Raw genomic sequence first — 14,841 nt, 5'->3', positions numbered from 1 at the left:
AGGAAGCAGCCGCGCCGCACTCGACGATTTTGCGAGGTCAGACTGTCACCCTTCCTCCAGCATGACGTCAATCATGGTCTGCCAAACATGTTTTGCCGTCGCGCGCGGGTCGGTACTCTCCTCGTAGATAGCTGCCTCTATCATCTGTTGAGAAGGATCTCGCAAGGAGATGACGACGGATCGGACCAACTCTGTAGCGCTCAAATGAAAGTCGCCTTCAGGATCATAGAACGCCAGACGGGTTGCGGATTGCCTTTGAACCTCAGCGACGAGGGCATTGGCGGCTTGTTCAATCGGAGGGGGAGCCATAAAGGCTATAACGCCGCTCAGCGTCCATCGTTCAGATGCCGAGAAGAATCGATGTGACCGTTAAGCAACCGAGTCCATGCGTTGTACACGCTGCAGTCGCGGCTTCGATCTCACTGCTCACCCGGCAGCGAGAGAGCGCCTAGTGGATTGGCCGGGGTCTCGCCGGCTTATCATTAGCCGCCGACATCAAGCGCCCTTGGATGCAAGCCAGATCGTGTGAATTACATGTTCTTCACCGGCCAAGGCTGGGATGCTCACCTCTTCCACATCGAAACCGGCATGCCCGCACGTTCAACCGCGGTTATGTGCACGAAGGCGTCCCCGCCGCCGCTTTCCGGCGCGATGAAGCCATAGCCTTTGTCGGCATTGAAGAATTTGACTGTTCCGATGATCATATTGGAGCCCCTTGTCCAAGTTTTAGGGGCGCACGCGACAATGCGGGCATCCCGGCTTCAAGAGGCAAATGTGGGACAAGAGAGAGCCGAAGCGGCCCGATATCCGTCGAAGCGCGACGTTCAGCGAGGCGTCAATAGCACAAATTGACAGAAATGGAAAAACCGATCGGGGGCGATCGATCGAATACTTTTCCATCTGCCGGTAACTACGTCTTCAGTTTACCTTAGATTTCGCACGATCGCATCTGTGCCACGACCAAATGCCGCAGCGCGCTGCTCACTTCGAGCGCGCCGCCTCATCGCGCTTGGCTTGAGCAAGCGCATCGTTCAAGGTCGAATATCGCCAGTCACGATAATGGTAGCGATATGCCGGCACCTTGATGATGCCATGGCGAGCCATGACTTCCGCTTCGTCCGCCGGGACAACTGTCATCTTCTGTCCAATCCTGGTGAGCACGGGTTGACGAGCACGATTACTGCCGACCGCCGGCTGCGGGTCGGGCAAGGAGCTGGACCGCATTTTCCACCCTTGAATATCCCGCTGGATCGGCGATCGCCAAATCGAGGGGCCGGGCACCCAACGAGGCATTGTGGGTGTTTAGAAAGCGGATTGCTTCCTCCTGCCCCAGAAGCACGAATGCAAGATGGGTGATCAACCCCTGCCGTCTCGCCTGGTCTGGAGAGATCCGTGGCTCGCGGCTAACAAACGCTCGCCTTCGCGGGCGAGCCGGTGTTGTCGCGTCCGCTGTCATGCCGACCCCACCAAGTCTGCGGCTAGGAGAGACTGATCCATCCAAGGCAGCCAACCCACCGAAGCACCTGCGTTTTTCGAGGAAAGCACGTCGAAGATCTGACCGCCGATAATGCCCGCTGCGGCCAGATGCTTGCGGCGTGCCGGCTCACTGATCGCGTCGGCGGCGTGTATGAGCAAAATCTGATGCTCGGAATAAAGCTGATTGAGATCCATGTGTAACTCCCTTGGTAAGCGGGAGCGCGATGGTCTCTCAGTCAAGAGCGCCTACGTTGGTATGCACTTGATGACCTCCATATAGGCTTAATCGACAATCATACAACACTGCCGTGTCTCCAAAAATTCGAGAGAAATATCCTTACGTGAAGTGCCCTGATGTTCCACCTGCGACACGACGTTTCTGCTCATGGCTTGTAACAGATTCACCCGTTCTAAGGGATCGCTGATCGGTACCGACATATTGCGTCCAGCTTGTCTTTAGCTGCCGCAGGGCGCATATCAGATTCATCGGCGGTCTATATTTAGGCCTGCCAGTTCGCAATTTGGTAGCGCTGGCTTCCGCTTGTGAAAGCGACATTCCGTCGCGGACCAGCGCCAGGAAAGTCGGACCCAAACCATGACTGCCAAGGACCTGAAATTCGCGCACGAGGCCCGCGAAGGCATTGCGCGTGGCGTCGATATTCTCGCCAACGCCGTGCGCGTGACCTTGGGTCCCAAGGGGCGCAATGTCCTCATTGACAAGAGCTTTGGGGCGCCCCGGATCACAAAAGACGGCGTCACCGTCGCAAAGGAATTGGAATTCAAGGACAAGTTCGAGAATATGGGCGCGCAGATGATCCGCGCCGTGGCGTCCAGAGCGCATGATCATGCCGGAGACGGCACCACTACGGCGACCGTCCTTGCGCAGGCGATCGTTCGGGAAGGGATGAAGTCGGTATCGGCGGGCATCGATCCGATGGACCTCAAACGCGGCATCGACATGGCCGTTGCCGCCGTCGTCGCCGAACTCAAAGCGCGGTCCAAGCCGGTATCGAACAATCAGGAAATCGCCCAGGTCGGCATCGTTTCGTCCAATGGCGACGAGGTGGTGGGCAATCGGATCGCCGAGGCGATGGAGAAGGTCGGCAAGGAAGGCGTCATCACGATCGAGGAGGGAGCGGGCGTCGAATTCGAGCTGGAGGTGGTGGAGGGCATGCAGTTCGATCGCGGCTATCTGTCGCCCTATTTCGTCACTGACAGCGAGAAGATGACGGTGGAACTGGAGGACCCGGTCATCCTCATCCACGAGAAGAAGATGGGCAATGTGCAGGCCATGCTACCCTTATTGGAAGCGGTCGCCAACGCGCACCGTTCGCTGCTCATCATCGCTGAGGATGTTGAAGGGGATGCGCTCTCGACGCTGGTCGTCAACAAGCTGCGCGGCGGGCTGAAGGTCGCCGCGGTCAAGGCGCCGGGCTTTGGCGACCGGCGCAAGGCGATGCTGGAGGATATCGCCATATTGACGGCAAGCGACGTCGTGACGGAGGATCTTGGCATCAAATTGGAGGATGTCACGCTGGACAGGCTGGGCACCGCCAAGCGCGTGACGATCACGAAAGACAACAGCACGATTGTCGACGGTGCGGGCAGCGCGGAAGCCATTAAGGCGCGCGTCGTGTCGCTCCAGGGGCAGATCGAAGCCAGCAGCAGCGACTATGATCGCGAGAAGCTCGAGGAACGTCTTGCCAAGCTATCCGGCGGCGTAGCCGTCATCAAGGTCGGCGGATCTTCGGAACTGGAGGTCAAGGAACGCAAGGATCGGGTGGAGGACGCTCTCCATGCGACCCGGGCGGCGGTGGAGGAAGGCATTCTGCCGGGCGGCGGCACGGCGCTTCTTTATGCGTCGAAGGCGCTGGATAGCCTTGATCCCGTCAAGGACGACCAGCGGCGCGGCATCGACATCGTCCGCCGGGCGCTTCAGGCACCGCTCCGCCAGATTGCGGAGAATGCGGGCTATGATGGTGGCGTGGTTGCCGGTCGTTTGTTGGACGAGAGAGACGAAAATCTGGGGTTCAACGCGCAGAGCGAGCAATATGAAAACCTCTTCCAGTCCGGTGTCATCGATCCGACCAAGGTAGTCCGCACCGCCTTGCAGGATGCGGCCTCCATCGCCGGGTTGCTGATCACGACTGAAGTGGCGGTAGCCGAGTGGGTCCCCGATAGCGACGGCCCGCAGATCAAAGCTTCCGGCGGGGGATTTTGAGGACCTCTCAAGCTCATCGCTCACCGTTCACCATGCCTGACGAATTGATGCATGTGCTCGGGCGTTTCGTGTTACAATTCCTCATCACCCCGATCATGCCGCGGGCATGTTGTGACAGAGAGACCATCGTGCTCCCGCCTGCAACCGGGAGCAGCCTATGCCTGACGATCTGACCCGAAGCCGCTCCGCCGGTGCGAAGCCGTCATGACCATCCGCTCGACACGGAAACCCGTGACATTTTCGGCCCCTTTCCGCCTGACGGGTTTCGAGGAGCTTCTATCTGCGGGCACCTATGTGGTGGAAACGGACGAAGAAGTTCTGGAAGGTCAAGCCCATACAGGCTTCCGTCGGATTGCGACGGCCATGCGTATCCGGACAGGCGCGACCATCGAGCATCACCAGATCGATCCTCGGGAATTAGAGGCCGCATTGCAGCGAGATCAGGATGCGGCTCGAGACAAGCTCATTTCAGCTGATCAGCTATCTCGGCAGTCCCGGCGCTCGGATAATTCCCCGCCAGCAGATTGGCGTTGGGTGCCTTTGTGGGTCCGTAACACACCCTCCCACCGCCGCAGTTAGACCAGCCATGTTCAACAGTTCAGCCATGTGCAGGCAACAGGCAGCTCATCACAAAAAAGCAGAATGTATCCAATACTTCCCAAAAGCCTGGAAAAGTTACTCTGGTCACTTTGAAAAGACGAATGCTTGAATGATCTCAGAAACGAAAACCATCATGATAGCTCGCCTTTTCCATTCTACTCACAATGCGCCGTGGCCCTACCTGGTAGCAGCCCTATAATGAGAGCCTGAGCACCCTTGCTCGCGGAGGGCCCCGCGTTGCCGACACGACGCGGGGCTTTTCTCATGTTCACCGAGGGGCCGACATTCAGCAAACAAACTGTTTCCGCTGGACACCGGTTGGGTGAACCATAAGGCTACAATCTCAGACTTGTGATCTTCAGTTCTGGAGACGTCACCCAAAATAATATCAGCCAAAATGTTGGAATATCATGTCATAAATCAAAATGATTGCGATCCTGATAATCCCCACGATGCGGTCGAAATTTATAGGCGACGCCCAACCAAAATTCAGATATGAGATTCATATTGCGCGGAAACTGATGCAGGCATCCGCCGTGACTGAGAGACCATCGCGCTCCCGCTTGCCAAGTCGAGGAGCAGATCGTGAAAGACCTTAACGCTCGTTTGAAACGTGAGCAGCAAGAGCTGCTGCGTTCGCAAGCCGTTGCGCGCGCTTCAACGCTATTCCCTTCCGGACCGTTGGGACATCGGGCATGAGCCGAGCTGTCCATATCGATCAGACCCCGACCGCCGTCGAGGATCTGTGCAGAAAACATTCGTTCCGGGTTTCTACAGTGGAAGCCCTTTTATCAGGGGGCTCAAGAGTCGTTCTGCTGGACCCTCGCGATGCCGAGTCATTGCGCATCCTCATGAAGCACAAGCTGATCCTTGGCGGTGTAAGACGATCGCCCTCTCATATTGCACGCCAGTTGCCGCCCTCCGGCTCCCGGAGATAAGGGATGGAAAGATCCCGTTTGTTGGAACGCAGCAGAGTGATGGCGCTGAAAGAAGCGCTTTTAGCCAGTTGCCCCCGTCAAAGGAACCTGCATGAGGAGCAAGCCCGCGCCTACGCAAAGATCATCGACGTGTTGATCCGCGAAGGAAGGCAAGCCATCGCAGGCGTCCGCCCCCGGTAACGCTTCCGGCTATTTTCAGCCAACGTCCAGCACTGCGGATTGTCGGAACAGTAGCCAGTTTCCGATGCTGTCTGGATGCCGGGGCCAAGGCTGTGCCAGGCAGATCAGGATATCGAATGCGCCTGCAGGTAGAAGCAAGGCTCGCCTATCACATGCCGCACACGGCCGATGTGCTTCTGGCGGTCGAAGGCGCGCAGATGACGGAACAGCGTTTGGTGAAGGACCTGCTCACAGTCAGCGGCTGCGAACCGTGCCGGGCGATGGCGGGATTGGCCGCAGAACCTGGGCCTGCACACGAGGCGATTTTATGGCGGAATATCGTGGAACGTTCGATGTGGAACGAGGAGCCATGTCCCTGGTAAAGCTGGCCATTTCCCCGCACCCAGATCTTCCCGCGCGTGTCATACTCTCTGGCCTAGCCGCTTCTGCCAATCCGACCGTTTCATATCCTTCGTGGCACGTGAGTTCGAGGATCTGGAAGGCGGGACGAAGATCGAGGCCATCGCGGCATGGATACGCCACAACATCGACTATCGGCTGGGCTACGTCATCGGGATAGGGCTGGGCTTCCTTACTTTCCACCTGCCCAACGCCGCCAAGCTGTCCCGGACAGGTGACGGGTTCGTCTCCCTGGGTGCCGCGCTCCTTGCATATGGCCTCACCCAACTGGCACATGGGTATGGCTTTCTCGCCGTTTTCGTAGCGGCGCTTTGCCTTCGTCATGCCAGCCGCGACCACAGCTACAGGTCGATTACGACGGCCAGATAAGCGAAGCCTTCCAGGGTGCGAATGTAGGTGATGTCTGTCACCCAGGCCCGGTCTGGTGCACCCACGTCGAACTGGCGATCGAGGGTGTTGTCGATCGCCAGGGACGGCTTGCCGCCATAGCTGCCGGGCCTGCGCTTGTAGCCGATCTGCGCCTTGATGCCCGCCAGCCTGGTCAACCGGGCAACGCGATTGGGGCAGCAGGTCTCGCCGTGATCCAGCAGATCGTCATGCAGCTTGCGGTAGCCATAGACCTTGCCGCTGTCCTTCCAGGCCCGCCGGATCAACGCGGTCTGCCGAGCATCTTCCCGAGCCCGCTGGCTCAGCGGGCTCTTCTGCCAGGCATAAAAACCGCTGGGCTGGATGCGCAGGCACCGATACATCGACCGAACCTTGAACTGGTCACGATGCTCGGCAACAAACGCGTATCTCACTTTGCATCCCTGGCGAAATACGCGGTGGCTTCCTAAGAAACAGCCATATCAGGCTCCGGTGTCAGTTCCTGAAGCGAGAAGCCAAAGGCCTTGGCGCGGCGCTGGAGGTTGCCGATCACCCGGCTGCGATACCGCTCTTCATATTGGGTGGCGCCGGGATCATGATACGCCATCCCGAAGCGCAGGCTGTTATAAAAAAGGACAGCGATCTTTCGCGCCGTTGCGGTCACGGCTTTCGCCTTTCCCGCTCGGGCAGATAACCGCCGGTAAAACGCGCCCAGCGCGGTGTCGCTGCGGCCGATCGTGGTTGCAGCCAAGCGCAAAAGTGCCGCCGCGCGGCTCGACGATCGCCGTGTCTTTGATGACAGCAGCTTGCCGCCCGATATCTTGTTACCCGGCGCCAGGCATAGCCAGGACGTAAAATGCTTTGAACTGGGCCAAGCCGAAAGGTCGGTGCCGCACTCGCCGACGAGCTTGAGCGCCAGAGACGGTCCGATTCCATGGATCTGTGTCAGGTCCACGCCCAGCACGCGATAAAGCGCGGACCGGACCTCGAAGTCAGGCGCGTTCACCTGCCGTCTTTTAGTCCGGACTTTGGGGAGGCGGCGGATATCGTGCCCCTTGTCGATTTCGAGCGCCTTGAGCGCGACCTCTAGCTTACGATCGCATTCGAGGATTTTGGTCTGATAAAAGTCGTACAAGGCCAGCGACTGGCAGAGTGCAAAGATGTGCTCATCCCGCCAGTTTCCCGACAAGGCGGCGCAAATGGTCTCCACGGACGCGTGGCAACGGACGTCGCGCATTTCCGCCAGCGTGATGGGCGTGCGTTCGCCGGCCACAATGGCCCTGATGATCCGCATGCCCGTAACCCCGGTGATATCGGAAACGACGTGATGAAGCTGCACGTTCATCTCCATCAGCGCCTTCTGCATGTGCTGGATATGGGACGCTGCATATTCGATCAGACGCTCGCGCTGCCGGAGGTAAGAACGCATGGTCGCCACGCCCGCCTCAGGACGGAAGCTCCCTCGCAATAGCCCATAGCTGTGAAGGCGTTGCAGCCAGGCCGCATCGCTGACATCGGTCTTTCGGCCCGGGACGTTCTTGGCGTATCGGGCGTTGACGAGAATGACGTGAAAGCCGTGCTCCTCCAGCACTTCATAGGCCGGGATCCAGTAAACGCCGGTGGATTCCATCGCCACGCTGGTGACACCACTCGCCTTGAACCAACGGGCCATATCATGCAGCTCGCCGGTGAACGTGCCAAATGCCCGCACGGGATTGTCGTCCGCCTGCGGATTAATGGCCGCCAAGTGCATGGTCGAGCCGATATCGATGGCGGCGGCGCCAGGGTTGACCATGGACAAAGCGTCTGAACCTGGGGATTTTGCTCCTGTCATTCCATGTCCTCCTTCAAAGCGGAGGGTATGGGCTATGCCAACCGTCATCTTCCTAATCGGGATCGCCGCAGCACGGCGTCACCACTCTCAAGTACGCAAATGCCCACGGGCCACGTTTTTTAACGGGGTATCATGCCTCCAATAAGCGAACGGCCGCGACCCTCCTAGCCAACACCATAGCACGGCCCGTTTCTACCCTGCACAGGCGGGCTCAGCCGGGGACCGTTTTTTAGAATGTCGCGCTCCTCGGTCACCCGGGCCAACTCGCGCTTCAACTGGCGGATCTCGGCATCTTTGCCCGCATCGCCCGACACTTGCCGGGCCAGCTGCCGCTTCCATGCATACAGCAAGTGCTGACTGACGCCGAGCCGCTGCGAGACCTCGGCTACCAGATACCCGCGCTCGGTGATCTGGGCCACCGCGTCACGCTTGAACTCATCACTGAAATTGGGCTTCCCCATCATCGCCTCCTGTCCTCAAAATTAGGATCGAAGGCGTCCAGAAATCTAGGGGCTACTCAATCGTTCTACATGGCATCACCGTAACTCCGTCCCTCCAGCTTCTCGATCGATGGCAGGCGCGGCGTCAATCTTCGCAGTGATGGCAGGAGGAAGGGGTGTTCCGATAGCGCTTCAATGCTGAGTAGAAAGTGCTCTTGTCCCCAACCCCAACGTGCTACTGTAGGGCATCCCGGTTCGACTCATCCAGACAGGCCGGGGCTGAGAGACACAGGCGCTCCCGTTTGGCGAGGAGTGCACAATGTCCGCATCTGAAAGCTCTAATCCATCATTATTACTTCGCCAGGCCCGCAGGCAGGCTGATGCCGAGCGACGGTGGCTCGCCCTTGGAGCCGCGCGAGAACGCTCGCGGAGCGCGGCTGCCATTTCGCGTGACCGTAAACGCCAGCTCACGTCGGCGATTGACAGCTGGGAGAATGAGGGTGGAACGGCAATTGGCGTTGCCATGTCATTAAGACCCAAGCCTCTCCGGTTCACTAAGATCCAGTGGTGCGCTGATCTATTTCGTGACGATACCACGACGCGTGCGGCCATTTTCAACGGCCTCCTCATGGTGATAGCAGGAACAGTAGCCATCATATTGCTGAATAATTGAGCCCCCCATATTTACAGCGATTGGCAGAAAAATGGATGCTACACCAAAAGGACTGGCGAACGCCGAGTTTCGGCTGACGCCGGGACTGACCTGTGACCTCGACAAGCTACAGGAACTTCAGGATCTCCTCTATGCTGCCCGCGATGCGCTGGCACGTGGAGAAGCGCTGTCTACGGTTGAGAGGCAGCGATTGAACGGTGCGCTCGACAACCTCATGGCCTTGAGAAACAGCAACAATGCGCCACCGGGTGCCCCCAACACATCTGAACGAGCGAAGCAGCACAGCCCATACATCTGACGTCCAATGCAAAGGAATACACCATGGCCAAAAGCCAGAAAAGATCCAACCGTGAAGTTCGCAAACCCAAGGCGGAGAAATCCAAAAAGCAGAATGCGTCCAACCCGTCGCAGAAGCCCGGCGCGCTCGGCATCGTTACCCTGAAAAGCTGATTGCACTAGGAGGGGCGGCGGGTGTTTCAAAAGCGTCCGCCAACTCGTTCATCAGGTCCGATCAGCCAGGCCGCCCATGCTGTGCGGTCGCCTACATGTCATATTGCTCTACCTCACTGTTCGTCAGAACTTCTTTCCTCGTCATGGCCGGGGTGAGAAGCTATGCTTCCTCATCGCGAGCGCGGCTCCGAGCGTCCTCCTCCTCTTCCAAGCGGAATTCCAGAGCAATCGCTGCATCTTCGGGGCTGAGTGCTTCAGACGTCCCTGCCTCACGCGCCTCAGCCTCGGCAGCCTGCGCCTCCCAAACATTGGCGGCTCGCAGGGCAGCCCGGCGTACCTGTTCAAGATGAGAAGCGGCGGCAACCTGACGATGGTATGCCGCCTCTCGTCTGCACATTGTTGAACTGTTGGTCATTGCGCCTACCTCTTACCGTCAGGTGGCGCGTTGCGCACCCAAAGCGACACCCATCGCGCCGCAGCGGACGGCGAACCGCTGGCCGGCTTCGCCTGATCTGCGGCCGAGGCGGGCGGCCTCCCCCGCGGTGGCGCAGCCTTTTGATCGCTTTCCAGTGCAGCAGCGAGATCGGCGGGATCGATCGGGTGATACTCTATGGCAGAACCCATTTGGATCCGCAGCCCCGTAGCGGTGCGATGAAAGCCCGTATGGTTATTGCCCTCCAACATCTCTTCGGTGGTTTCCACTTCGTAGGGACCCGCCGGCAAGGGGGCTTCGAATCCGGGTAGCCGGAATGGTTTGGTGAAGGTCACCGTTTTACGCGTCGTGCGGACGGTCATGATCGCTTCCGCTGGAGAAGAGGGGGCGTTTTTGTCGGCGGGCATCGGTATCTCCTGCTTGCAGGCGCGAGCACGATGGTCTCTCTGTCACGATATGCCTGGGAAGGATCAGGGTGATAGCCCGTTGTAGCACAGCCGTTCCCGGCGGGGCGCATCTATTCGTCCGGAGCAGACGAGAATCCTGCTCGGCTATAATTCCAAGCCTGTAGGCACCGCCGCGATCCGTTACATCCTGTTTTACCGGCTTCCTTGAGGATCGCATCGATCATGGCTTGCCAGACGTTGATCGCGTTAGCATCTGCGGCGGCACCGTCGCCTCCAGTTGATCATTCCATTCTGTAAGCGGCATCCTGCATCTTATCGCTTCGACTGTGTAGCAGGACTGTGGGGGAGCGAGGGTTAGAAGACCGCCTTTTGAACGATTTTTCAACGATTTCAGCGGGATGACAACAAATGGTGCCCGGGGACGGAGTCGAACCGCCGACACTGCGATTTTCAGTCGCATGCTCTACCAACTGAGCTACCCGGGCATGGCGGCCGGTGAGGATCACCGGGCCTTTGGTGAGGCGTGCCTATAGGCATCAGGCCGGGGTGCTGTCTACCCCATCCTCGTCACTTTTTTTCATCTCGTCATCGACCGGGCGGCCGGGTACGCGATAGCCCTCGCCCAGCCATTGCAAAAGATCGCGGTCGCGGCAGGCCTTTCCGCAGAAAGGGCGGGTTTCGAGAGCCGAGGGCTGGCCGCAGACGGGGCAGGAGGAAGCTTTAGGAGACATGGCCCGCCGATATGGCGAGCGTCGCGTCCGCCTTCAAGCCAATTGCGCCGCCGCGGCGGCGGGCGAGGGTCTCGATCCAGTCGGTCGCCTTGTGCAGCCGGTCGATGATCGCAGGTGCCGCCGTGATCGTCGCGGGACCGCCATTGCCGTGGCGTTCGGCGCGGCGCAGCAGCGCCAGCGCCGCCGTTTCGACCGGATCGGCGCGGAGCAGTTCCATGAGGTTCATGCGCTCCCGCCGGCGGATGACCTGGACGAAGCCGAAGCCGTTGACCGCCGTGCGCTCAAAGGGCAGCGGCAGATATTTGTCGATCTGGGCCGAGGCGACGGCGCGCTCGTCCTTGTTGTTCATCGTAGGCAGGTCGATGCCGATCGAGCCGGTCAGCCCCAGGCGGCGGATCGCCAGCGCGGCCAGTTTCGCGCCCTTCGGGCCCAGCTTGGCAGGCGGCATGGAGCCGTCGACGTCTATCAGGATCATCGCAGGCGTGGGGAAGATGCGCAGGGCGGCTTCCTCCGTGCCGATATCGCCGGAGATCGCCTCTTCCATCAATTCGCTCCAGCCATGGGCCTCCAGCCGGTCCTCTTCATGCGCAGGGCACGGAATGATGGGCAGGCCGGTGGCGCGCAGGCGCTGGAGCAGGCTGGGGGCGGGGTGCGCTTTCGAGCCGGGCTGGGCTATGCGGGCCTTGGCGAGCTTTGCGCGCCCTTCCTCCGGGATCGCCTCGCGCAGGATTTCCAGCAGCACGGTGGCGCCCTCTGCAATCTTGGGCGGAATGGGTTCGACCAGCACTTCCTCGCCGGAGATCAGGCGGGCGATGCCGCGCTTCTTGGGGATGACGGTGCGGACCAGCTTGCCCTGGATCATCGCGCCGGCGCGTGCGGCGTCGCTGTCCCGCTCGATCTGTGCTTCGACGAGCTGGCCCTTTTCGATCAGCGCGGCGCGGGCCTCGCCAATGCCTTCTTCATAGAGCCATTCGGCCATAAGCGGTTAATCCAGTGGATAGCCCGCTGCCTTCAGCAGCGCGCAGGTTTCGTAAAGGGGCAGGCCCATGATGGCGCTGTGGCTGCCTTGTATGGCGCGGATGAGGCCGGCGGCGCGGCCCTGTATCGCATAGCCGCCCGCCTTGCCGCGCCATTCCTGCGCGGCGATATAGGCTTCGATTTCGGCGCGATCGAGATGCTTGAAGGTGACGATGTTGGTCGAGAGGCGGTGGCGCGCCTTCCCTTCCCCATCGATCAGGGTGATCGCGCTGAACACGCGGTGGCGGCGGCCGGACAGGAGTTGGAGGCACGCGCGCGCTTCGGTTTCCGTTTCCGTCTTGGGCAGGATGCGGCGCCCGGCGGCGACTACCGTATCGCCTGAAAGGACCAGCGCACCGGGATGGCGCTGCGCCACGACCGCCCCCTTCTCAGCGGCGACGCGGGCCGCGTAGGCGGCGGGGAGTTCGCCCTTCAGAGGCGTTTCATCAAGGTCAGCCGGGTCCACCGCGTCCGGAGACGCGCCGATCTGACCCAGAAGTTCACACCGTCTAGGAGAAGCCGAAGCAAGGATGAGCCGCATGCGTGGGGCGGCTTATTTGAAGCGGTAGGTGATCCGACCCTTAGTCAGGTCGTAGGGGGTCAGTTCGACCAGCACTTCGTCGCCCACCAGCACGCGGATGCGGTTCTTGCGCATCTTGCCGGCGGTGTGGCCGAGGATCTCGTGATCATTTTCAAGCCGCACGCGGAACATGGCGTTGGGGAGAAGCTCCACAACCTGTCCGCGCATTTCAAGCAGTTCTTCTTTTGCCATAATATCCTGGAAAGCCGAAAAATCGCGTCGCCATAGCGTCAAAATGCGGAAAAAGAAAGTCAGGCGGAACGCCCGAACTTTTCACCGGCTTTTTGTAGCACCGCAAAGACGTGATCGAGCTGATCTGCATCAAGGCAATAGGGCGGCATCAGATAGATGGTGTTTCCCAGCGGCCGCAGCAAGAGGCCGTTTTCATGGGCAAAGGCGCGCAGCCGCGGGGCGACGTCGGAAAGATAGCCGGCGTCCGGTGTGATCAGGTCGATGGCGGCGATGGCGCCCAAGCGGCGCGGTCGGGCGAAGGCGGGATGCGCGGCGAGCGTTTCGAGTCGCTGTGCCATGCCCTGGCCGAGCGCTGCAACGCGGCCCAGCACATCCTCCTGCCGCCAGATGGCGAGATTGGCTGCGGCGGCGGCGCAGGCGATGGCATTGGCCGTATAGCTGCTCGAATGATAGAAGAGGCGGGCGCGGTCTGTGGACTTGTGCGCGTCGAAGATGCGCGGTGTGGCGAGGGTAGCGGCGAGCGGGATTGCGCCGCCGGTGATCCCCTTCGCCACCGCCATGATGTCGGGCACCACGCCGGCCTGTTCGCAGGCGAAGAGGGTGCCGGTGCGGCCCCAGCCGGTCATGACCTCGTCGGCGATGAAGAGGACGTCGTGGCGGGCGCAGATCGCCGCCATGTCGCGCAGGACGGCGGCCGGGTAGATCAGCATGCCCCCGGCGCCCAGGACCAGGGGCTCGACGATGAAGGCGGCTGGCCCCTGCGCGCAGGCGGCCTCCAGCGCGTCGAGCGTCGCCTGTTCCTTGCCCTCATGGGGAAAGGGGATGGTGTCGACATCGAACAACAGCGGCGACCAGGCGGCGTTATAGACGCCGCGTTCGCCCACCGACATGGTGCCGATGGTATCGCCATGATAGCTGTGCTGGAGGACGAGGATGCGGTGGCGCGGCTCGGCAAGACCGTCCAGCGCGCGGTTGTGCCAGTAGCCGAGCGCCATTTTCAGCGCCACCTCGGCCGCGGTCGAGCCACTGTCGGAGAAGAAGACATGGGCGAGCGGATCGCGACCGGCAGCCTTGGGCGCCAGTTCGACCAGTCCGCGCGCCACCTCTTCCGCCGGTTCATGGGTGTAGCCGGCGAAGATAAGCTGGTCGAGCCGCCCCGCCTGCTGAGCGATCGCCGCGGCGATGCGGGGATCGCAATGGCCGTGCGTCGTCACCCACCAGCTGGATATGCAGTCGATCAACGTGCGGCCATCGGCCAGATGCAGCAAGGCCCCCTCCGCCCGGTGGACGAGGGGGATCGGCTCTTTCAGGCCATGCTGGAAAAAGGGGTGCCAGACAGGGGAGGTCATGGCCGCTGTCTAGAGCCTTTTCGCGCTGGGCGAAAAGGCTCTGTCTCCCGATGCGGCATTTTGGTTTGGCCAGCCCCGCAGGTCAGCCTGAAAATGCTGCGGGGCCGATGACCTCCATCCCGTGCAATTTCCCGCTTACTGGGCCGGCGGCGCTGCAGGCGAGGCGGGAGCCGCGTCCGTCGCTGGCGCCGCCGGAGCGGCGGGCTGTGCCGGAGCCGCAGCCTGGATCTTCTGCTGAAGCGCGGGGTCAGCCGCGGCTGCCTGACCGATCTGGTTGAATTTTTCCGGCGGCATGCCCGATGCCTGGAGCGCGGCCAGCATCTTGGGCTGCTTTTCGGCTTCGGCGATGGACGTATCCTGCTGAATCTTCGTCACCTCGACCGCCGCGGCGGCGAACTGCTTGATTTCGGCATCGCTGAAACTGCTTGACCCTGCGGCTGGCGCAGCCGGGGTTGCCGGCGTGGCGGGAGCCGCAGGCGCAGCGGCATCCTGAGCCAGCGCCGGACCCGCAACGGCCAGTGCGATCGAAGCCATGCCGCTCTTCAGAATGATCGA

General features: G+C 60.7%; 17 protein-coding genes, 1 tRNA gene and 3 pseudogenes. 7 read left to right on the top strand and 14 right to left on the bottom strand.

All coding sequences use genetic code 11. The annotated features are described in order from the left end of the window. Positions 1-587: 587 nt before the first annotated feature. The 3 genes and pseudogenes from ACN9MX_RS11030 to ACN9MX_RS11020 form a co-directional block, all read right to left on the bottom strand. Positions 588-704, bottom strand: a pseudogene (locus tag ACN9MX_RS11030) (cold-shock protein); the annotation flags it as partial. A gap of 277 nt (positions 705-981) precedes the next feature. Beyond that, positions 982-1,137: a hypothetical protein gene (locus tag ACN9MX_RS11025; RefSeq protein ID WP_363737476.1), complete on the bottom strand. Its 156-nt coding sequence runs from the start codon at positions 1,135-1,137 to the stop codon at positions 982-984. A gap of 315 nt (positions 1,138-1,452) precedes the next feature. Continuing rightward, a complete protein-coding gene (locus tag ACN9MX_RS11020; protein WP_426386991.1) occupies positions 1,453-1,671 on the bottom strand; it encodes a hypothetical protein in 219 nt (72 codons plus the stop codon). A gap of 400 nt (positions 1,672-2,071) precedes the next feature. Between ACN9MX_RS11020 and groL the strand changes: the two genes are divergently transcribed. The 4 genes from groL to ACN9MX_RS11000 all read left to right on the top strand — a co-directional run bounded on the left by groL (position 2,072) and on the right by ACN9MX_RS11000 (position 6,183). Continuing rightward, on the top strand, positions 2,072-3,697 hold the full coding sequence (groL, locus tag ACN9MX_RS11015; RefSeq protein WP_363737478.1) for a chaperonin GroEL: 1,626 nt from the start codon (positions 2,072-2,074) through the stop codon (positions 3,695-3,697). 204 nt (positions 3,698-3,901) lie between these two features. Further along, positions 3,902-4,276, top strand: a complete 375-nt coding sequence (locus ACN9MX_RS11010; RefSeq protein ID WP_426386990.1) for a hypothetical protein — start codon at positions 3,902-3,904, stop codon at positions 4,274-4,276. Between the two features lie 1,255 nt (positions 4,277-5,531). Beyond that, positions 5,532-5,777 carry a hypothetical protein gene (locus ACN9MX_RS11005; protein WP_426386989.1) on the top strand — a complete coding sequence of 82 codons (246 nt, stop codon included), beginning with the start codon at positions 5,532-5,534 and terminating at the stop codon, positions 5,775-5,777. 91 nt (positions 5,778-5,868) lie between these two features. After that, positions 5,869-6,183, top strand: coding sequence for a hypothetical protein (locus ACN9MX_RS11000; RefSeq protein ID WP_363737480.1), 315 nt, complete (start codon positions 5,869-5,871; stop codon positions 6,181-6,183). Here ACN9MX_RS11000 and ACN9MX_RS10995 read toward each other — a convergent pair. The 3 genes and pseudogenes from ACN9MX_RS10995 to ACN9MX_RS10985 all read right to left on the bottom strand — a co-directional run. Continuing rightward, positions 6,159-6,644: pseudogene (locus ACN9MX_RS10995) on the bottom strand (IS3 family transposase); the annotation flags it as partial. The gene ACN9MX_RS11000 and the pseudogene ACN9MX_RS10995 overlap by 25 nt on opposite strands. A 2-nt stretch (positions 6,645-6,646) precedes the next feature. Continuing rightward, entirely contained in the window at positions 6,647-7,975 is a 1,329-nt protein-coding gene (locus ACN9MX_RS10990) for an IS110 family transposase (protein WP_426386846.1), read from the bottom strand. 251 nt (positions 7,976-8,226) lie between these two features. Beyond that, positions 8,227-8,475 (bottom strand): annotated as a pseudogene (locus tag ACN9MX_RS10985) (transposase); the annotation flags it as partial. Between the two features lie 298 nt (positions 8,476-8,773). Between ACN9MX_RS10985 and ACN9MX_RS10980 the strand changes: the two are divergent. Genes ACN9MX_RS10980 through ACN9MX_RS10970 form a run of 3 tightly spaced genes read left to right on the top strand, consistent with a single transcriptional unit; the run spans position 8,774 to position 9,577 of the window. Beyond that, positions 8,774-9,127: a hypothetical protein gene (locus tag ACN9MX_RS10980; RefSeq protein ID WP_426386987.1), complete on the top strand. Its 354-nt coding sequence runs from the start codon at positions 8,774-8,776 to the stop codon at positions 9,125-9,127. A 31-nt stretch (positions 9,128-9,158) separates the two neighbouring features. Then, positions 9,159-9,425, top strand: coding sequence for a hypothetical protein (locus ACN9MX_RS10975; protein ID WP_426386986.1), 267 nt, complete (start codon positions 9,159-9,161; stop codon positions 9,423-9,425). A gap of 23 nt (positions 9,426-9,448) precedes the next feature. Further along, the gene (locus ACN9MX_RS10970; protein WP_363737483.1) at positions 9,449-9,577 is read left to right on the top strand and encodes a hypothetical protein; all 129 of its coding nucleotides are present in this window, start codon (positions 9,449-9,451) and stop codon (positions 9,575-9,577) included. 420 nt (positions 9,578-9,997) lie between these two features. On the opposite strand, the gene ACN9MX_RS10965 is transcribed toward ACN9MX_RS10970, so the two are convergent. From ACN9MX_RS10965 to ACN9MX_RS10930, 8 genes are all read right to left on the bottom strand, one after another. Next, positions 9,998-10,417, bottom strand: coding sequence for a hypothetical protein (locus tag ACN9MX_RS10965; protein WP_426386985.1), 420 nt, complete (start codon positions 10,415-10,417; stop codon positions 9,998-10,000). Positions 10,418-10,826: 409 nt separating this feature from the next. Next, positions 10,827-10,902, bottom strand: a tRNA-Phe gene (locus ACN9MX_RS10960). Positions 10,903-10,953: 51 nt separating this feature from the next. Next, on the bottom strand, positions 10,954-11,148 hold the full coding sequence (locus ACN9MX_RS10955) for a DNA gyrase inhibitor YacG (protein ID WP_133652449.1): 195 nt from the start codon (positions 11,146-11,148) through the stop codon (positions 10,954-10,956). Then, positions 11,138-12,127, bottom strand: coding sequence for a ribonuclease (locus ACN9MX_RS10950; protein ID WP_363752767.1), 990 nt, complete (start codon positions 12,125-12,127; stop codon positions 11,138-11,140). The genes ACN9MX_RS10955 and ACN9MX_RS10950 overlap by 11 nt, the downstream gene beginning before the upstream one ends. 6 nt (positions 12,128-12,133) lie before the next feature. Beyond that, entirely contained in the window at positions 12,134-12,706 is a 573-nt protein-coding gene (locus tag ACN9MX_RS10945) for a Maf family protein (protein ID WP_426386984.1), read from the bottom strand. Between the two features lie 12 nt (positions 12,707-12,718). Further along, positions 12,719-12,937 carry a translation initiation factor IF-1 gene (gene infA / locus ACN9MX_RS10940; protein WP_003049127.1) on the bottom strand — a complete coding sequence of 73 codons (219 nt, stop codon included), beginning with the start codon at positions 12,935-12,937 and terminating at the stop codon, positions 12,719-12,721. A 59-nt stretch (positions 12,938-12,996) separates the two neighbouring features. Continuing rightward, positions 12,997-14,286: an adenosylmethionine--8-amino-7-oxononanoate transaminase gene (locus tag ACN9MX_RS10935; protein WP_426386983.1), complete on the bottom strand. Its 1,290-nt coding sequence runs from the start codon at positions 14,284-14,286 to the stop codon at positions 12,997-12,999. Positions 14,287-14,421: 135 nt separating this feature from the next. Further along, the gene (locus ACN9MX_RS10930; protein ID WP_414714635.1) at positions 14,422-14,820 is read right to left on the bottom strand and encodes a DUF4168 domain-containing protein; all 399 of its coding nucleotides are present in this window, start codon (positions 14,818-14,820) and stop codon (positions 14,422-14,424) included. Positions 14,821-14,841: the final 21 nt, after the last annotated feature.

It is taken from the genome of Sphingobium sp. R-21 (assembly GCF_049913335.1).
Classification (GTDB): Bacteria; Pseudomonadota; Alphaproteobacteria; order Sphingomonadales; family Sphingomonadaceae; genus Sphingobium.
This window is presented reverse-complemented; position numbering and strand designations above follow the sequence as displayed.